The 17120-nt window shown below is 63.5% G+C and carries 15 protein-coding genes; 8 read left to right on the top strand and 7 right to left on the bottom strand.

Annotation, left to right across the window (positions count from 1 at the left end; translation table 11 throughout):
- Positions 1–35: 35 nt before the first annotated feature.
- Entirely contained in the window at positions 36–761 is a 726-nt protein-coding gene (locus B5V03_RS14500; RefSeq protein ID WP_129270961.1) for a transglutaminase-like cysteine peptidase, read from the top strand.
- Between the two features lie 115 nt (positions 762–876).
- Positions 877–2001: a DUF1311 domain-containing protein gene (locus B5V03_RS14495; protein ID WP_129270960.1), complete on the top strand. Its 1125-nt coding sequence runs from the start codon at positions 877–879 to the stop codon at positions 1999–2001.
- Between the two features lie 47 nt (positions 2002–2048).
- Here B5V03_RS14495 and B5V03_RS14490 read toward each other — a convergent pair whose 3' ends face one another.
- From B5V03_RS14490 to B5V03_RS14465, 6 genes are all read right to left on the bottom strand, one after another.
- On the bottom strand, positions 2049–3260 hold the full coding sequence (locus B5V03_RS14490; RefSeq protein ID WP_129270959.1) for an ABC transporter substrate-binding protein: 1212 nt from the start codon (positions 3258–3260) through the stop codon (positions 2049–2051).
- A gap of 79 nt (positions 3261–3339) precedes the next feature.
- Entirely contained in the window at positions 3340–5178 is a 1839-nt protein-coding gene (locus B5V03_RS14485) for an AMP-dependent synthetase/ligase (RefSeq protein WP_129270958.1), read from the bottom strand.
- A gap of 95 nt (positions 5179–5273) precedes the next feature.
- Complete coding sequence (locus B5V03_RS14480; RefSeq protein WP_129270957.1) at positions 5274–6062, bottom strand: ABC transporter ATP-binding protein; 789 nt, start codon at positions 6060–6062, stop codon at positions 5274–5276.
- Between the two features lie 3 nt (positions 6063–6065).
- Entirely contained in the window at positions 6066–6824 is a 759-nt protein-coding gene (locus B5V03_RS14475; protein ID WP_129270956.1) for an ABC transporter ATP-binding protein, read from the bottom strand.
- Complete coding sequence (locus tag B5V03_RS14470) at positions 6821–7972, bottom strand: branched-chain amino acid ABC transporter permease (protein WP_129270955.1); 1152 nt, start codon at positions 7970–7972, stop codon at positions 6821–6823. Before B5V03_RS14470 ends, B5V03_RS14475 begins: the two co-directional genes overlap by 4 nt.
- Positions 7973–7977: 5 nt before the next feature.
- Positions 7978–8853 carry a branched-chain amino acid ABC transporter permease gene (locus B5V03_RS14465; RefSeq protein ID WP_129270954.1) on the bottom strand — a complete coding sequence of 292 codons (876 nt, stop codon included), beginning with the start codon at positions 8851–8853 and terminating at the stop codon, positions 7978–7980.
- A 260-nt stretch (positions 8854–9113) separates the two neighbouring features.
- Here B5V03_RS14465 and B5V03_RS14460 point away from each other — a divergent pair, with 260 nt between their 5' ends.
- Complete coding sequence (locus B5V03_RS14460) at positions 9114–9863, top strand: ABC transporter ATP-binding protein (protein WP_164988036.1); 750 nt, start codon at positions 9114–9116, stop codon at positions 9861–9863.
- Positions 9860–11386 carry a permease gene (locus B5V03_RS14455; RefSeq protein WP_129270953.1) on the top strand — a complete coding sequence of 509 codons (1527 nt, stop codon included), beginning with the start codon at positions 9860–9862 and terminating at the stop codon, positions 11384–11386. Before B5V03_RS14460 ends, B5V03_RS14455 begins: the two co-directional genes overlap by 4 nt.
- Before the next feature lie 42 nt (positions 11387–11428).
- On the opposite strand, the gene B5V03_RS14450 is transcribed toward B5V03_RS14455, so the two are convergent.
- Entirely contained in the window at positions 11429–12595 is a 1167-nt protein-coding gene (locus B5V03_RS14450) for an acyltransferase family protein (protein ID WP_164987997.1), read from the bottom strand.
- A gap of 275 nt (positions 12596–12870) precedes the next feature.
- Here B5V03_RS14450 and B5V03_RS14445 point away from each other — a divergent pair, with 275 nt between their 5' ends.
- The 4 genes from B5V03_RS14445 (at position 12871) to B5V03_RS14430 (ending at position 17056) form a co-directional block, all read left to right on the top strand.
- Positions 12871–14358 (top strand): right-handed parallel beta-helix repeat-containing protein, encoded by a 1488-nt coding sequence (locus B5V03_RS14445; RefSeq protein WP_129270951.1) that lies wholly within the window; start codon positions 12871–12873, stop codon positions 14356–14358.
- A 149-nt stretch (positions 14359–14507) separates the two neighbouring features.
- Positions 14508–15320 carry an MBL fold metallo-hydrolase gene (locus B5V03_RS14440; RefSeq protein WP_129270950.1) on the top strand — a complete coding sequence of 271 codons (813 nt, stop codon included), beginning with the start codon at positions 14508–14510 and terminating at the stop codon, positions 15318–15320.
- 65 nt (positions 15321–15385) lie between these two features.
- Entirely contained in the window at positions 15386–15907 is a 522-nt protein-coding gene (locus tag B5V03_RS14435) for a hypothetical protein (RefSeq protein WP_164987996.1), read from the top strand.
- Between the two features lie 96 nt (positions 15908–16003).
- Positions 16004–17056: an amidohydrolase family protein gene (locus tag B5V03_RS14430; RefSeq protein WP_129270948.1), complete on the top strand. Its 1053-nt coding sequence runs from the start codon at positions 16004–16006 to the stop codon at positions 17054–17056.
- Positions 17057–17120: the final 64 nt, after the last annotated feature.

The following is a 17120-nucleotide window of genomic DNA, read 5'->3' as shown; positions in this document are numbered from 1 at the left end:
CGAGGGGACCTCGCGAAGCCGGAAGGGGATGTCAGATGGAGACGGCTGCTCGCTCGCGCGCCTGGCGCGCAATCATTGTCCTGTGCGGATTGATCCTGCTTGGGTCGGCCGCCGACCTTCGTGCCGGCACGCTGCTGTCGCCCGGCGCCGGCGTCCTCGTGCGCAAATCCGCCGAGCCGTTCGGCGTGTTCGCCTTCGCCATCTCGTCCGGCAGCCTGCAGCAGAAATGGTCGGCGTTGAAGTCCAGGCTCGACGACGACATGGTGCAGCTCGCGCTGTGCGACGGCGACCGTGACAATTGCGCTTCGCCGGCTGCGCTGAAGCTGCTCGCCATCGTCGACCAGGCCCGCAGCCGTGATGGCCGCGCGAAGCTCGGCGAAACCAACCGCGCCATCAACCTCGCCATCCGCGCCGCCAATGACGGCATCAACGACGTCTGGAGCTCGCCGCTTGCGACCTTCGCGCGCGGCGCCGGCGACTGCGAAGACTATGCCATCGCCAAGCTGGCCGCGCTGCGGCTCGCCGGCATCGCCGCTGACGACCTCCGCGTCGTCGTGGTGCGCGACGTCAGGGCCGGGGAAGATCATGCGGTCGCCGCCGCAAAGCTCGACGGCCACTGGCTGATGCTCGACAACCGCCGCATGGCGATGGTCGAGGACGACGATGCGCGGACCTACCAGCCGTTGTTCGTGCTCTATCGGTCGGCCGTGATGAAATATGTCGACGACCCCGTGCGGTTCTCGATGGTCACCGCCGATTGATCCTGTAGCCCGGATGGAGCGCAGCGAAATCCGGGCTACGTTCATTTATCACAAACCCATTTCGCCGCGCGATCCGGGACGCTAGCATGGCGCCTTCGATGCGGGGGCGACTGGAATGCGGTTCATCGTGCTGACTGTGCTTGCGCTGCTGGCGCTCCCGGCGACGCCTGCGTCCGCGCAATCCGGCCCGTCCGACCGCTCCATCGCCGACAGGCTGCCGCTGTTCGCCAAGAACAACTGCCAGCAGATCCGCGATCCCGGCAATCAATTGTTTTGCGGCGATGCCGAGCTTGCTGCCGCCGCCGAGAAGCTGAGCGCGGCAATCGAGGCGCGGCTCGCCCGTCTGCCCGACCGCCTGCCTGGAATCGAGGAGAACGCAATCTGGACCCGCCAGCGCAATCTCGGCTGCGGCATCGTGGGCCAGACCGCGATCCGCACTGACGACTTCGACCGGGTCAGAGCTTGCCTTCTCAAAGTCACCGAGGAGCGCACCGCGATCCTGCGCGATCCGGATTTCGACTGTCTGGCGGCCAACACCGCGGCGGGCGCGGTGATCTGCGCGGACCCATCGCTGGCGCTGGCGGAAACCGAGCTCAACGGCCAGGTGCTCGGCCTGATCGGCAAGCTCGACCCCACCGCGGGACGCTTTGCCTTCGCCGAATACGGAAGGTGGACGCGAGAGCGCGATCGCAAATGCAATCTCGTCGGCAAGGAGAACGTGCCGCTTCAGGAGCTCGAATCCGCGGAAGATTGTCTCGGCGACTATCTGAAACACAAGACCGGCGAGATCGCCGCCGCCAAAGGCGATCCGAAGAAAGTGTTCGGCCGGCAAGTCGCGGCCCGCATCCCCGACACCGACGCCGTCGACTTCTGCGCCGCGCGGATTCACGCCGCCAACTCCTGCGGCAATTTCCTGCGCATCAACCGCGTCTACGCGCTCGACAGCCAGATGACCGACCAGGAGGCGCAGGTCACAGGCGAGATCGAGATGGTCGTGCTGGCGCCGTTCACCACCTGCAGCAAGGTCGCGTCGAACTGCACCGGCACCTGCTGGGACCCGAGGACCGGGCTTCCGCAGCCAGGCACGGCCGGCAAGGAGCGATCCGGAGAAGCCTTCAACGTCACGCGCCGGTTGAGGATCCAGCGGACGTTTGCGTTCGTCAAAGCTGCCGACGGCTGGCGCTGCCGGGAGGACGAACTGGCGCCAGTGAATTCGGGCACGGCGGGGGGCGGGTCGTAGCTTTCTTACCCTCCCCTGGAGGGGCCTCCAGGGGAGGGTGAGCGAGATCAGAACATCAGATTGTCCTTCACCAGAACCCAGCGGCCGCCCTTGACCTGCTGCACCTGGGTGATGGTGTTGGCGAGGTGGTCGGACTTGGAGAACTTCGTCGCGGGCGAGTTGAAGATGTCGAGGAATTTCTCGCCCGATTCGAGCGAGTCCAGCATCTTCTCGCCGGTCAGATTCTTGCCCGCCTTGTCTGCGTAGAACGCAAACGTCATCACTGCGTTGTAGCCGATGATCGCCTGCGTGTTGGCGTCAGTGCCAAACATCTTCTTGTAGTTGATGAGCCAGTCGTGAACCTTGCCCTTGGCGGTGTCCTCATAGGGAATCTCGAAGCCCGACGCGGCATAGAGACCTTCGACCGCCTCCTTGCCGAGCGCCGGCACTTCCAGCACGTTGGTCGGGGTGGCGCCGAGGAAGGTGACGTCCCAGCCGAGCTTCCTCGCCTCCGTCATCGCGCCGATGGTCTCGCGGATCACGGTGCCGAGCACGACGAGATCGCAGCCGTCGGACTTCATCTTGGCGATCTGCGCGCTGAAATCCGAGGCGCCGCGCTTGTAGCTCGTCACCGAGGCCGGCTGCAGCTTCATCGCTGTCAGTTGCTGGTTGAAGCCGTCGAGCACGTTCTTTCCGTACTCGTCGTCCTGATGCATGATGCAGGGCTTCCCAAAATTCTTCCCCTCCACCATGTATTTCAGCGCCGCGCGCGTGCTCTCGACATAGGGCAGCAAATTGTTGAACTTCAGCCGCTCCTGCGGCTTGGCCGGGTCGAACTTGAAGGTGAACTCGGCGGCCGTCAGCGGAAACAACTGGAGCACGCCCGCATCGAACAGAATGTCCTGTGCGGCAAGCACCGTCGGCGAGCCCATCGGGCCGATCATCGCGAAGATCTTGTCGCGCTCGACCATCTTCTGCGAGGCCAGCACGGCCTTCTTCGGATCGTAGCCGTTGTCTTCCAGGACCATCTTGATCTTGCGGCCCTGGATGCCGCCGGCGGCGTTGATCTCCTCGACCGCCATCTTCATGCCGTTGGAGACCGGCACGCCCCAAACCTTGATCGGGCCGGACAGATCCTGATGCGTACCGATGACGATCTCGGAGGCCGAGATGCCTTCATTGGTGACCTTGGTTTGCGCCACGGCCGGCAGACAGGTGAGCGCAAGGGTGCTCACACAGGCACTCACAGCAAGGCCGAACGCTTTCAACGATCTCGACATTGACGTCTCCTCTCCTTGGGGCCCGTATGGTGCGAAGGCCGGGGCCATTAATCCTTCGCTGTCTTCAAACGAGATTTGTTCAAGCCACCGCCCGCGCGCGATACATCGCGTCTATTTCGGCGGCATAACGCTTGTTCACGAAGCCACGCTTCAGCTTCATGGTCGGCGTCAGCTCCTCGTCCTCCGGGGTGAGCTGCCGTTCGATCAGATAGAATTTCTTGATGGTCTCGACGCGGGCGAAACTGGCGTTGACCCCTTCGATCTCGCGCCAGATCAGGTCCTGGATCTCCGTCGCGCGGCACAGGCTGGCATAATTGGTGAAGGGGATGTCGTGGTCCTGGGCGAATTTCTCGACATTCTCCTGGTCGATCATGACGAGGCAGGTGAGATACGGGCGCTTGTCGCCGATCACGACGGCATCGGAAATGTAGGGCGAGAATTTGAGCTGGTTCTCGATCTCGGACGGCGTGATGTTCTTGCCGCCGGAGGTGATGATGATGTCCTTCATCCGGTCGGTGATGCGGACGAAGCCTTCATTATCGATGGTGCCGACATCGCCGGTGTGCAGCCAGCCGCGCGGATCGACGGCCTCCGCGGTCTTCTCCGGCTGGTTCAGATAGCCCATGAACAGGAAGTCGCCCTTGATCAAAATCTCGCCGTCAGGCGACAGCGCGACCTCGCCCCAGGACACGGCGGTGCCGACCGAGCCGAGCTTGATCCGCTCCGCCGGCATCATGGTGGCGACCCCGCAATTCTCGGTCTGGCCGTAGAGCTCGTGCATGTCGATGCCGAGCGCGAGATACCAGCGGATCAGTTCCGGTGCGATCGGCGCCGCGCCGGTGAAGGCGATGCGGCAACGGTCGAGCCCGATCATGCGGCGGATGTTGCGGAATGCGAGTCGGTAGGCGATGCCGTTGGCGAGGCGCAACGACAACGGCGGCGTCTTGCCCTCGATCCGGCAATCGACCATGCGGTAGCCGATGCCGATGGCGCCGCGGTAGACCCATTGCTGGAACGGCGTCGCGTCCTTCAGTGCGATGGTGATGGCGGAATAGAACTTTTCCCAGATGCGGGGCACCGCGAGGAAAATGGTCGGCTGCACCTCGCGCAAATTGTCCGGCACCGTCTCCGGGCTTTCGGCAAAATTCATCACCGAGCCGAGCGCAACCGAGATGTAATAGCCGCCGATGCGCTCGGCAACGTGGCAGAGCGGCAGGAAGATCAGCCGGTCTTCGTCCTCCTGCGCCGGGATGAAATCATTGGCGTGCCGCATCTGGTGCGTGACGCTGCGATTGGCGTGCATCGCGCCCTTGGGCGGGCCCGTCGTGCCCGAAGTGTAGACGAGCACCGCCAGATCGCTTGCGCTGCGGCTATTGATCATCTCCTGCCACAGGGCCTCGTGGCCGACGATGTGGTTGCGGCCGAGCGTGCGAAATTCGTCGAGCGACATCACCATGTCATCAACGAGGCCGCTGAGGCCTTCCATGTCGAACACGATGATCTTTTGCAGCGAAGGACAGCGGCTGCGGCAGGCGAGGATCTTGTCGAGCTGCTCCTCGTCCTCCGCGAAGATCACTTTCGTCCGGGAATCGTTGACGAGATATTCGACCTGGGACGAGGAATCGGTCGGATAGATTCCGGAGGAGACGCCGCCGGCGCACAAGATGCCCATATCGGCAAAAACCCATTCGGGCACGGCGTTGGCGATGATGGAGGCGACATCGCCGGACATGAAGCCGATGGCGCGAAGTGCGTAGGCGATCTCTTTCGAAATCTCCAGCCATTCGCGCCAGCTGGTCGGCTGCCAGATGCCAAACTTCTTCTCGCGGATCGCCGGCCTGTCGCCCCGCGTCTCCACGGCGCGCAGAAAGCTCCTCGCGATCGTGTCAGCGACTGTCAGCACCGCCGGTCTGGCCATGCGCATTCCCTCCCTGTCGCTTTCGCCTCCGCTGCCTGCCTTGCCGGCGGTCTATGTCTTGCGGACGGACCCTTCCATTTTACGCCAGTTCGTCTTCAACGCCACGTCTTCTTCTTTTTCCAGCGCCGCTCGCCTCGCGCACCCTGTTCCTTGGCGCCAAGGTAGAACTCCTGGATGTCCTGGGAATGCATCAAGCGGTCGCAGGTGTCGTTCATGACGATCCGGCCGATCTCGAGCACATAGCCGTAATGCGCGGTCTCCAGCGCCACCTTGGCATTCTGCTCAACCAGCAGGATCGACATGCCCTGCTCCTCGTTGACGCGGCGGATGATCGTGAAGATCTCCTTCACGAGGATCGGCGACAGGCCGAGCGAGGGCTCGTCGAGCAGCAGCAGCGTGGGCCGGTTCATCAGCGCACGTCCGATCGCGAGCATCTGCTGCTCGCCGCCCGACAGCTGGCCGGCCGGCTGGTTGATGCGCTCCTTCAGTCGCGGGAAGTAGCCATAGACGCGCTCCAGATCCTCCGCGACGCCATCACGGTCCTTGCGTGGATAGGCGCCCATCATCAGGTTCTCGCGTACCGAGAGGAACGGAAATACTTCGCGCCCCTCCGGCACATGGCTGAGGCCGAGCCGCACGATGCGGTCGGCCTCCATGCGCTGGATCGGCTTGCCCATGAACTCTATAGCGCCCTTCTGCGGATCGAGAATGCCCGAGATGGTCTTCAGCACCGTGGTCTTGCCGGCGCCGTTGGCGCCCAGCAGCGTGACGATGCGGCCACGCGGCACCTCCAGCGAGATACCGCGGATCGCCATGATCGGCCCGTAATAGCTCTCGATGTTGGAGAGTTTTAAGATGACATCGGGCGTCACGGTCGCATCCATCGCTTACGCTCCCAGATACGCGGCGACGACGTCGGGGTGCTGCTGCACCTCGGCCGGCGAGCCCATCGCAAGGACGCGGCCGTAATTCAGCGCGATGACACGGTCGGAGACGCGGTTGACCAGCGACATGTCGTGCTCGACCATCAGCACGGTGACGCCGAGCTCGCTCTTCATGTCGCGGATCCAGAACGACATGTCGTCGGTCTCCTCGACGTTCAGCCCGGAAGACGGCTCGTCGAGCAGGATCAGTTTTGGTTCCGAGCAGAGCGCCCGCGCCAGCTCGATCACCTTGCGCACGCCATAAGGCAGGCCCGAGATCAGCTTGTCGCGGTAGGGCTCGAGATCGAGGAACTCGATGACCTGCTCGACCCGGCGGCGATGCACTTTCTCGTTGGCACGCACGCTTGGCAGGAACAGAAGCTCCTGCCAAAGCTGCGTGGTCGAATGCCGGTGGCGGCCGACCAGGAGATTCGAGAGCACGGTGGCATTCTCGAACAGCTCGATGTTCTGGAAGGTGCGGGCGATGCCCAACCGCGCGATGTCGTAGGGTGGCTCTTCCGTGATGTCCTGGTCCTCGAAGAAGATCCGGCCTGCGGTCGGCCGGTAGATCCGCGAGATCAAATTGAAGATCGAGCTCTTGCCGGCGCCGTTCGGCCCGATGATCGAGAGAATCTCGCCCCGCTCCACCGCAAACGACACCGCATCGACGGCCTTGAGGCCTCCGAAATGCAGCGAGATATTCTCGGCGCGGAAATAACTCATCGGTTGCGCTCCGACTTCACGTAGATCTTCTGCCGCTTGAAGGTGGCGCGCTTGTAGAGCGGGAACAGCTGGAAGAAGAGCTTGATCTTCAGCCAGCGGCCGTAGAGCCCGAGCGGTTCGAACAGCACGAACAAGACGATGATGATGCCGTAGATCGCGCCCTTCAGGCCGTTGAGCGAGGCGAAGGCCGCGACCTTGGACTGCACGTTCCCGGCACTCTGCGCGCCCGCGCCGAAGGTTGCGGCAAGGCCTGCGATGATGCCGGGCATGTCGTCCTTCAAATACGTCAGGAATGGGTCGATCATCACGATGAAGATCGCGCCCAGCACGGCGCCGTGCAGGCTGAAGGTGCCGCCGATCAGGATCACGATGATGAACTCGATCGAGAGCTGAAGCGTGAACATCTCCGGCGAGATGAAGGAGAGCTTGTGGGCGAACAAGACGCCGGCAAAGCCGGTGATCGCCGCCGAGATCGCAAAGGATTTGACCTTGTAGAGCGCGACGTTGATGCCCATGCTGCGTGCCGCGGTCTCGCTGTCGCGGATCGCGACGAAGGCGCGCCCCGTCGGCGAGCGCAGCAGATTGAGCGTGCCGACGATGGTCAGCACCAGCACGGCCAGACAGAGGAAATAGAAGGTCGGGCTGTCGCGCGAGACCGTGACGCCGAGCAGCGACATCGCCTTGACCCGCATGCCCTCGTTGCCGTTGGTGACGCTCTCCCAGCGCGCCAGGATCTCCTCGACGATGAAGGCGAAGGAGATGGTGGCGATGACGAGATAGATCCCCTGCAGCCGCAGCGCCGGAAAGCCGACCAACGCGCCGATCAGCCCGGTCAGGGCCCCAGCGGCGAGGAAATAGACCGGGAACGGGACGTTGTATTTCTGCAAATACGCCGCCGTGTATGCACCGATCGCGAGAAACGCCGCGTGCCCGAGCGAGGCCTGACCGGTGAAGCCCGTCAGGATCAGCAGCGCGACGCCGACGGTCGCGTAGATGCAGACGAAGACGAGCTGGCTCATCAGATAGCTGGACAGCACGTAAGGCGCGATCAGCAACACAGCCAGCAGGAGGCCATAGGAGACCACGTAACCGGAATGCGGAAACAGCCTGATGTCGTCCTCGTAGTCGGTCTTGAACAGGAAGCGCATGGCGTTCAGACCTTCTTGCGGACGTGAAGGCCGAACAGGCCTTCGGGCTTGAGCAAGAGCACGGCGAGCAGCACGATGTAGGGCGCGACGTCCTTCCAGCCCTCGGCAAGATAGAATCCGGCCATGCTCTCGATGACTCCGATCAGGACGCCGCCGACCACCGCGCCGGGGATCGAGCCGAAGCCGCCGAGCACGGCAGCAGGAAACGCCTTGAGGCCGAGCACGAGGCCGACATTGGAGTGGATGAAGGTGATCGGTGCCAGCAGCACGCCGGCGCAGGTCGCGACCGCCGCGCTGATCGCCCAGACGATCGACACCACGCGCTTGACCGGGATGCCCATGTAATAGGCCGCCAGCATGTTCTCGGAACTGGCGCGCATTGCGGTGCCGAGCGTGGTCTTGTTGAAGAACAGCCAGAGCAGCGCGCAAAGGATGACCGTCGCCGCGATCACCGAGAGCTTGTCATGGGCGAGCACCAGCGACCCGATCCGCAGCACGCCTTGGCTGAACGGCGTGTCGATCTTGAAATCGTCGGTGCCCCAGACCATGCCGGCGACCGAGCGCAGGAAATAGCCGAGGCCGATCGTCGCCATGATGATGGAGAATTGGGGATAGCCGAGGATCGGCCGTACCACCACGCGCTCCGCCAGCATGCCGAACAGCGCCATCGCGGCTACCGCACCGGCAAAGCCGATCCAGTAGTTCAGGCCCATCATGCCGATGAAGGTGAAGGCGAAGAAGCCGCCCAGCATCATCAGATCGCCCTGGGCGAAATTGACGACCTCGGTGGCCTTGTAGACGAGCACGAAGCCGAGCGCGATCAGGCCGTAGACGCAGCCGAGCGCAACACCGCTGACCAGCTGCTGAACGAAATCCAGCATCGCCGCGCTTCCTCCCGATGCAATCAGCGGTTCTTCGCCCGCAATGTCGCATCTTGTGTCCAGCCGCTACGCAGTCATTCCGCTGCGTTAGCGCCATTCGTCCCGGCGCCAATTCAGCCTGAACCGCCAAGCGCTGTCAACAAACGGTGACTTGCCTTTAGTCGAAACCGGATGGCGAATTTGTAGGCCGTAGATTCACGGTGCCGAAACATCTTAGGGTCATGGTCGCGAGCGATGCAAAACCGGATGGTGTGGCCGTCATGAAGCCGAACAACTCGGCGCTGGAAGTCCTGGGGTTAACGAAGCGTTTTGACCGGCTGGCGGTCGATAGCCTCGATCTCACCATTCACGCCGGCGAATTCTATGCGCTGGTCGGCCCCAACGGTGCCGGCAAGACCACCACTTTGCGCATGGTTGCAGGGCTGCTCCGCCCCGATGCCGGCGCGGTCTCGATCTTCGGTATCGATGCACTACAGAATCCCGTTGCCGCCAAGCAGGTGATGGCGTGGGTCTCCGACGAGCCCATGATCTATGACAAGCTGACACCGCTTGAGTACCTCGAATTCGTCGCCGGGCTCTGGGGCATCGCGCCGTCGGTCTCGGAGCCGGTCGCACAGGAATTGTTGAGCTCGCTCGGGCTCGAGCCGCACCGGCACGAACGCTGCGAGGGATTTTCCAAGGGCATGCGCCAGAAGGTCGCGCTGGCCGGCGCACTGGTGCACGATCCTCGCCTCATCATCCTCGACGAACCGCTGACCGGGCTCGACGCCGTTTCCGCCCGCCATGTGAAGGGGCTGCTGAGCGAACGCGTTCAGGCCGGCTGCACCATCATCATGACCACGCATATTCTCGAGGTCGCCGAACGCATGGCCGACCGCATCGGCGTGATCGCCTCGGGCCGCCTCGTGGCCGAAGGCACGCTCACCGAGCTGCGCCAGCAGAATGGCCATGCCGACACCAGTCTCGAGGATCTCTTCATCGCGCTGGTGACGCTCCAGGAAGCCGCATGAGCTCGGCGACCGCGCTCTCATGGTTTGCGCGCCACGAGCTTCGACTCGCCTGGCGCGAATGGTTCGCCATGATGACCGGCGAGCGGCGCAAGCGGGCACGTGCCGCCATGATCGGCCTGCTGTTCTTCGCAGCGCTGTTGCATGTTCCCGCCTGGGCGGTGATCGGCCGCTTCGCCGATCTGCAACTGCCGCTCGACAAATCCTCGCTGATCGTGATCTCGGCGACGATCTTTCTCGCCTGGACGCTGATGCTGTCGCAGGCGATCGAATCGGTGACGCGGGTATTTTACGCCCGCGCCGATCTCGACCTCATCATGTCCTCGCCCGCGACGCTGGCCAATCTGTTCTCGGTCCGCATCGCTGCGATCGCGCTCACCGTCACGGTGATGGCGCTGCTGTTCTCGACGCCCTTCATCGACGTGCTGGTGCTTGGCGGCGGGCCGCGCTGGCTCGCCGCGTTCGGCGTCGTCGTCGCCATGGGGCTCTCGGCCGCAGCGATCGCGATCGCAGTCACCATCCTGCTGTTCCGCCTGATTGGCCCGGCGCGGACGCGCTTCGTCGCCCAGATCCTCGCCGCGATCATCGGCGCCGGCTTCGTGATCGCGCTCCAGGTCGCTGCGATCATGTCCTACGGGACGCTGTCGCGCTTCACCATCCTGACCTCGGGCGTCTTTGCCGAGTATGCCCCCGACATCGACAGCATCTGGTGGTGGCCGGCGCGGGCGACGATGGGCGACAGCGAGGCGTTGCTGCTGCTTCTGGCGCTGGGGCTGGTGCTGCTCGGCAGCGTCATGGCGATCTTCTCCGGCCGCTTTGCCGACACCGCGATCGATGCCGCCGCCTACGGCAAGTCCGGCAGCAAGCGGGCGAAGGAGCGCCCGTTCCGCGGCGGATCGCGCCAGCAGGCGCTGCGGCGCAAAGAATTCATGTTGCTGTGGCGCGATCCATGGCTGATCTCGCAGACCCTGATGCAGCTGCTCTATCTGGTGCCACCGGCGCTGCTGCTCTGGCGCAGCTTTGCCGACAGTTCGGCGGCGCTGACGCTGATCACGCCCGTCATCGTGATGGCCGCGGGACAGCTCGCGGGCGGGCTCGCCTGGCTGACGATCTCGGGCGAGGACGCGCCAGATCTGGTCGCGACCGCGCCGCTGACGCCCTCCGGGGTCATCCGCGCCAAGATCGAAGTGGTGCTGATCGCGATCGCCGCCATCTTCTGCCCGCTGATCGCGGCGCTCGCTTTCGCCTCGCCGTATCAAGCCGCGGTGAGCGCCGGTGCCGTTGTCATCAGCGCGGCCTCCGCGACCGCGATCCAGCTCTGGTTCCGGGTCCAGGCCCGGCGCAGCCAATTTCGCCGCCGCCAGACCTCGTCGCGGCTTGCGACCTTCGCCGAAGCTTTCTCTTCGATCGGCTGGGCAGCCAGTGCCGCGCTGCTGCTCGCCCTGCCCATCGCCGGTCTCATCAGCGGCCTGATCACCGCGAGCCTCGTTGCCATCACCTGGAAGTTCAGCCCAAGGCACGAATAATGAAGGCGGGCGTGAGAGGCTCGTGCTCTGGAGCCTTGGAGGTCAGGCGTCGAAAGCCGGTTGCACGCTGCGCACCGTGCCGACCTTCCGCCGATCCATCAGGCGCCTGACCCAGTTGCGGCCGGGCTCTTCGACCAAACGATAGGTGGCGACCGACAGCAGGAGGGTCAGCAGCAGCATCGCAATTTGCAGGAGATCACCAAGCCAGAGCGATCCATTCACGGAGATCACTTTCGTCGGTTCATGGCCGGAGCTCAGCGCGTAGGAAACAAACAACTCCGTGTGCCAGAGGCGCTCGACGACCATCAGGATCGCCCGCACCACGGCCCTGACGAGCGGATGCAGCATGTAGATCGAATAGGTCAGCGTTCCGATGGCGAGCATGAATGGCATCGTCAGCCGACGGCTGACCGCGCCAGCCTCACGCGCGAACACCAAAACCACAAGCGTGAACACCAGTGGCGAGGCCACTTGCAGAGTAACGCTGTTTCCGGCGACCGAAACATAACCCACGACGAACATGAAGCTCGCGGCCTCGAGCCATGTCTCGACGGACGGCACCAGCGGTGCGCGCAGCACCGGGAAGCGCTCCCGCAAATCGAAGCAGACGATGCCGAGCGCGAAACCATAAAGGCAGCGGACGAGGCCATAGTCGTAAGTCGCGTTCATCCCGTCCGGGCTGACGGTGGCGAGCACGACAGGCCCGGCGATGATCGGGATCAGCCACGGCCAGACCGCCGGCCCGATCCTGCTGGCGACCGAGGCGAAGATCACATAGGCGGCGAATTCGGCGCTGATGCTCCAACTCGCGAAATTCAGCCAGTTCTGCGGGTTAACGCCGAGTCCCTGGAGGAGAAGAACGTTGGTGACGATGGCCTGCAGGAGGTTCGGGCCGACGCCGTCCTTCGCTGCGTCGATAGGAATGAACAGCAGCAACGTCACAAGATGCAGCGGATAGATCCGCCCAAGCCGCAGGAGGAGGAAGCGGCCCGAGCCGAAGCCCTCAGCGAGACGCGAACGATAATTCGACGCGATGACAAAGCCGCTCAACACGAAGAAGAAATCGACGAACAAATAGGCATTTCTGGTGAGCGGCAGGAAGGACAGATGGCTGATCACGTCGAAGTGAAACAGCGCAACCATGCAGGCGCAGATGCCGCGCCAACTGTCGAGCGCATGATATCGGGTGATTTTTTCAGCCGAGTCCATCGAAAACGCGTAGGCAGAAAGCACCGCTGTCACAAGCATCGGTTGAATCTATGCTTAATGTCGCATGCGGTGTGTGGCAGGCGTTCGCGGCACCACGCCCGTGCTCCTCCACATGATTGACCAACGAGGACTTGAAAATCTAAGGTTGAAGTCCATACGCGGACACAGCCAACGGGTTTCGGACATTATCGTCCCTTTTTCAGACATCCCTCCCCCAGCATCAGGACTCGAACTTGACAGGTTCCCCACAGACGATCGCGACCCTCCAAACCTATATGGCGAATTTGATCGCCACCCTGCAGGCCAGAACAGGAAATCTGAAGATCAACCTGGTCACCGATCCCGAGTTCGGAGCCGATCCCACCAACACAGCCGACAGCACCGCGGCCTTTGCCGCCGCCCTCGCCGGTCCCGCCGTGGCGGTCATTCCGCCCGGCACCTACAAGATCAACAATCTGGTCGTTCCGAGCGGCGCCTGTATGATCGGCTATTCCGCCTTTGGCTATGGCAACTCTTACGGCGTCAGCACCAAGACGATCCTCGTCGCATTGAACAGTTCGACCGTCCGAGTGTTGAACGTCGACGGCGCCTCGAACGTCATGCTCGCGGGCTTTCAAATTGACTGCGACTACGCCCTGAACAACGTGCAGAACACGAGTTGCGACGGCGTCTCGGCCGGCTCCAATGTGTTGAACATGCGTGACGTCACCGTGCGAATGGGGCGGTACGGACTGGGCGGCGCGGTGGCGACGGGCACGAACAGGGCCATTGGAGGCGCGTGCTACCTGAACAACTGCGAGTTCTTCGGCTGCGTCACCGGCATCGGCGATCTCGTCGATTCGTGGCTGACGAACTGCTACATGAGCTACTGCACCAAGGGCGCCGTCTTCACAGGGCTGTCCGGCTCAATCACCATGGTCGGCTGCCGCGTCGAATGGAACACCACCAACGGCATCGAGATCGGCAATGCTTCCGATATCGTCCTGTCCAGCACAACGTTCGATCGCAACTATGTTTCGGGACTGTATCTGAATGGCACCTACATGGCGTCCATCGCCGGATGCCATTTCAAGCGCAACGGCAGGAACCTCGACAGCAATTCGTGTCATATCCGCTTCAACTCGGCCGGCTCCATCACCATCGCGGGATGCATCTCGCGCCACGGCAAGGACGACGACAATACCGGCAACGACTCGCCGGCTGTGTGGGCGCGCGAAAGCGGCACCAGCGGCAGCATCAGCTTCGTTGGCAACGACCTCTCCGGCACGACCGCTCCCATGCCGATGATGCTTGCCAACACGTGGTCCGGTAATCTTCCGACAAGTTACGCGTTTTCGAACAATGCCGGCCTGCTGATGGACGAGCGGTCGATCGGGCGCCCGGTGGTTCAGAGCGGCTTTCCATATCAGGACCTGCAGAGCATCAACCTGGCCGCAAGCACGACCGGGAACATCCAGTTCGTGCACGACGCGGTGCCGGCCTTTAGCGGGACGTCGCATAAGTTGCGTGTGACTGCGCGAAATCAGAGCACGGGGGCAATGTATTCGGCGGAATTCAACTACTTGATCCAGCGGGAAGGAGGCGCTCCAACCATCACGCCATCAGCGGCGTTTGGGATCATTGGCACCAGCGGCTACATCGGCTTCGGCTCCGGTACGCTGCAGCTCGGCTGGACCAGCATCGCTTCCGATGTCTCGACCTATGCGTTGAGCATCCAGAACACCAGCGCCGCGATCCACTACATCACCGCCCAACTCGTTTGAGCTGGCCTCTCGCGCGGGATTTCCGGCACTGGACGTTGGCCCCGCGGCGGGAATGAAGGTGCGACACTGACGCGCTGTTGATCGCTGGCGGTTGGCCACGCGGCACGTTGCACGCTAGACTTCCCTCTGAAGTCATCGGGGGCGAATCCATGCAACGACTGGTTTCGGCGGCTATGGCGCTGCTCGGCGCATTCCTCTCGCCCGCCCTCGCGCAGCAGCCCCAGCGCAGCGAATGCCTGGCGATGGCCAATGCCGCGCCGCGCGCCATGCCGGTCGCCTTCCGGCAGGCCGCGGCGGCCGCCGAGGTCGAGATCACCTATGCCGGCCATTCCACCTATTTCATCGACACCCCCGGGGGCCTGCGCATCGCGACCGACTATAGCGGCGCCTACCAGGTGGGCCGGCTGCCAGACGTCGTCACCATGAACCGGGCCCACGGCACGCACTACTCCTTGTTTCCCGACAAGCGCATTCCCCACGTGCTGCATGGCTGGGGCGAGGACGGCAAGCCGGCCATCGTGTCGGAGCGCATCGGCGATACCTTCATCCGCAACGTCACGACCGACATCCGCCGCTATTTCGGCGACGATTCCGGCACCGACATGATCCGCGACGGCAATTCGATCTTCATCTTCGAGGTCGCGGGCCTCTGCATCGGCCATCTCGGCCACCTCCACCACAAGCTCGACGACAGCCATTTCGCCCAGATCGGGCGGCTCGACATCGTCATGGTGCCGATCGACGGCACCTACACCATGTCGCTCGACGGCGTCTCCGAGATCACCAAGCGGCTGCGCGCTTCGGTGGTGCTGCCGATGCATCGCTTCGCCACTCCGCTCGACGAGTTCATGCGGCTCATTGGCCAGCAGTTCGAGATCGACCGGCGCGGCGAGCGCTCGTTCCGGATGTCGCGGGACGCGTTGCCGACGAAACCGACGGTGATCATCCTCGACGGCGTCTGACGCGCAATTTTCTCCAAGTCGGCCATCGCTCGGCCGTGCTGATCTCCTCGCAACAGGAGACCGCCATGACCGACTTTGCGAGATTGTTGCATGCCGATGGACCGAACCCCGAGCACGCCGCGGCGCTTCAGCTCTACGGCCGTTTCGTTGGTGATTGGGATGCCGAGATCACCGCCCACGGCCCCGATGGAGCAAAACACACCGCACCCGGCGAGATCCATTTCGACTGGGTGCTGGAGGGCCGCGCCGTTCAGGACGTCTGGATCATCCCCCGCCCCGCAGGTGGCCCAGCCTTTCCGATCGCCGGCAATTGGTACGGCACGACGCTGCGGGTCTACGACCCCTCCATATCCGCGTGGCGGATTTCCTGGTTCGATCCCGGTCGCAGCGTGTTCCGCCAACAGATCGGCCGCCCGCGCGGCGAAGACATCGTGCAGGAGGGCACGACCGAGGCGGGCGACCTGACGCGCTGGAGTTTTACGGAAATGACAGCGGATTCCTTCCACTGGCTCGGCGAGGTCAAGCCTGCCACCGCAGCCGATTGGCGGCTTATGGTCGATGTGAGGGCAAAGCAGCGGAAGGGCTAACGACGGCGCCGGGTGCGGTTGCGCAACGCGCGCTGCTGCGTGCGAGAATGAGGTGCTAGGCTCCCTCCATAAAAATACAAAGGGGAGCGAACGCCGATGGCTGCAAGCGGTCTGCCTGCGAACACGAGCGGGCTATTCGTCGAGCCGCGCGAGGACTGGCTCGCGCTGCATCAGGAGGAGATCATCGATCCCTTGCGACCGATCGTCGATCCCCATCACCATCTCTGGAATCGCGGGCACCGCTACCTGATCGAGGAGATGGCGGCGGATATCGGCTCCGGCCACAACATCATCGCCACCGTCTATGTCGACTGCCGCTCGATGTATCGCGCGCATGGGCCTGAGGCATTCCGGCCGGTCGGCGAGGTCGAGTTCGCCAACGGCGTCGCGGCGATGAGCGCGAGCGGCGGTTACGGCAAGGCCGCGATCTGCGCCGGCATCGTCAGCCACGCCAATCTGCTGCTGGGCGATGCGGCGAAGCCAGTGCTTGAAGCCGAGATCGTGGCTGGCAACGGCCGCTTCCGCGGCATCCGGCATTCCTCGGCCTGGGACCAGGACCCCGCCGTCGCCGGCATGTATGCGAACCGGCCGAAGGGATTGTTGCAAGACTCGACCTTCCGCAAGGGCTTTGCCTGCCTCGCACCGCTGAACCTCAGCTTCGATGCCTGGCTTTTCCATCCGCAGATCGGCGAGCTGACCGAGCTCGCGCGCACCTTCCCCGACACCAAAATCGTGCTCGACCATTGCGGCGGCCCAGCCGGCGTTGGACGCTTTGCCGGACGACGCGAAGAGGTGTTTCCACAATGGCGCGCCTCGATCCAGGAGATCGCGACGTGCGAGAACGTGGTGGTGAAGCTCGGCGGGCTCGCGATGTGCCTGCTCGGCTATGACTTCCACCTGCGCGAGAGGCCTCCGTCTTCCGCGGAGCTTGCCGCGGCGTGGCGGCCCTATGTCGAGACCTGCATCGAGGCGTTCGGCCCGGAGCGCGCGATGTTCGAGAGCAATTTCCCACCGGACAAGGGCCAGTGCAGCTACCAGGTGATCTTCAACGCCTTCAAGCGCATTGCGGCGCCCCTGAGCGAGACCGAGAAGACGGCGCTGTTCTCGCAGACCGCGACCGAATTCTACCGGCTCGATCTGCCGTCCTGACAAGAAGAGGGGCCGGGATGTTGATCCCGACCCCTCTTCGTCGTGGCCGCTGGGAAGCGTCCTT

It is taken from the genome of Bradyrhizobium betae, assembly GCF_004123905.1.
In the GTDB taxonomy this organism is placed as follows: domain Bacteria; phylum Pseudomonadota; class Alphaproteobacteria; order Rhizobiales; family Xanthobacteraceae; genus Bradyrhizobium; species Bradyrhizobium betae_A.
The sequence above is the reverse complement of the archived record's forward strand: the minus strand, read 5'-3'. Positions and strand labels throughout refer to the sequence as shown.

Coding starts and splice junctions, on each gene's coding strand:
- B5V03_RS14500 (WP_129270961.1), top strand. CDS start 36: ATGGAGACGGCTGCTCGCTCGCGCGCCTGGCGCGCAATCATTGTCCTG.
- B5V03_RS14495 (WP_129270960.1), top strand. CDS start 877: ATGCGGTTCATCGTGCTGACTGTGCTTGCGCTGCTGGCGCTCCCGGCG.
- B5V03_RS14490 (WP_129270959.1), bottom strand. CDS start 3,260: ATGTCGAGATCGTTGAAAGCGTTCGGCCTTGCTGTGAGTGCCTGTGTG.
- B5V03_RS14485 (WP_129270958.1), bottom strand. CDS start 5,178: ATGGCCAGACCGGCGGTGCTGACAGTCGCTGACACGATCGCGAGGAGC.
- B5V03_RS14480 (WP_129270957.1), bottom strand. CDS start 6,062: ATGGATGCGACCGTGACGCCCGATGTCATCTTAAAACTCTCCAACATC.
- B5V03_RS14475 (WP_129270956.1), bottom strand. CDS start 6,824: ATGAGTTATTTCCGCGCCGAGAATATCTCGCTGCATTTCGGAGGCCTC.
- B5V03_RS14470 (WP_129270955.1), bottom strand. CDS start 7,972: ATGCGCTTCCTGTTCAAGACCGACTACGAGGACGACATCAGGCTGTTT.
- B5V03_RS14465 (WP_129270954.1), bottom strand. CDS start 8,853: ATGCTGGATTTCGTTCAGCAGCTGGTCAGCGGTGTTGCGCTCGGCTGC.
- B5V03_RS14460 (WP_164988036.1), top strand. CDS start 9,114: ATGAAGCCGAACAACTCGGCGCTGGAAGTCCTGGGGTTAACGAAGCGT.
- B5V03_RS14455 (WP_129270953.1), top strand. CDS start 9,860: ATGAGCTCGGCGACCGCGCTCTCATGGTTTGCGCGCCACGAGCTTCGA.
- B5V03_RS14450 (WP_164987997.1), bottom strand. CDS start 12,595: ATGGACTCGGCTGAAAAAATCACCCGATATCATGCGCTCGACAGTTGG.
- B5V03_RS14445 (WP_129270951.1), top strand. CDS start 12,871: ATGGCGAATTTGATCGCCACCCTGCAGGCCAGAACAGGAAATCTGAAG.
- B5V03_RS14440 (WP_129270950.1), top strand. CDS start 14,508: ATGCAACGACTGGTTTCGGCGGCTATGGCGCTGCTCGGCGCATTCCTC.
- B5V03_RS14435 (WP_164987996.1), top strand. CDS start 15,386: ATGACCGACTTTGCGAGATTGTTGCATGCCGATGGACCGAACCCCGAG.
- B5V03_RS14430 (WP_129270948.1), top strand. CDS start 16,004: ATGGCTGCAAGCGGTCTGCCTGCGAACACGAGCGGGCTATTCGTCGAG.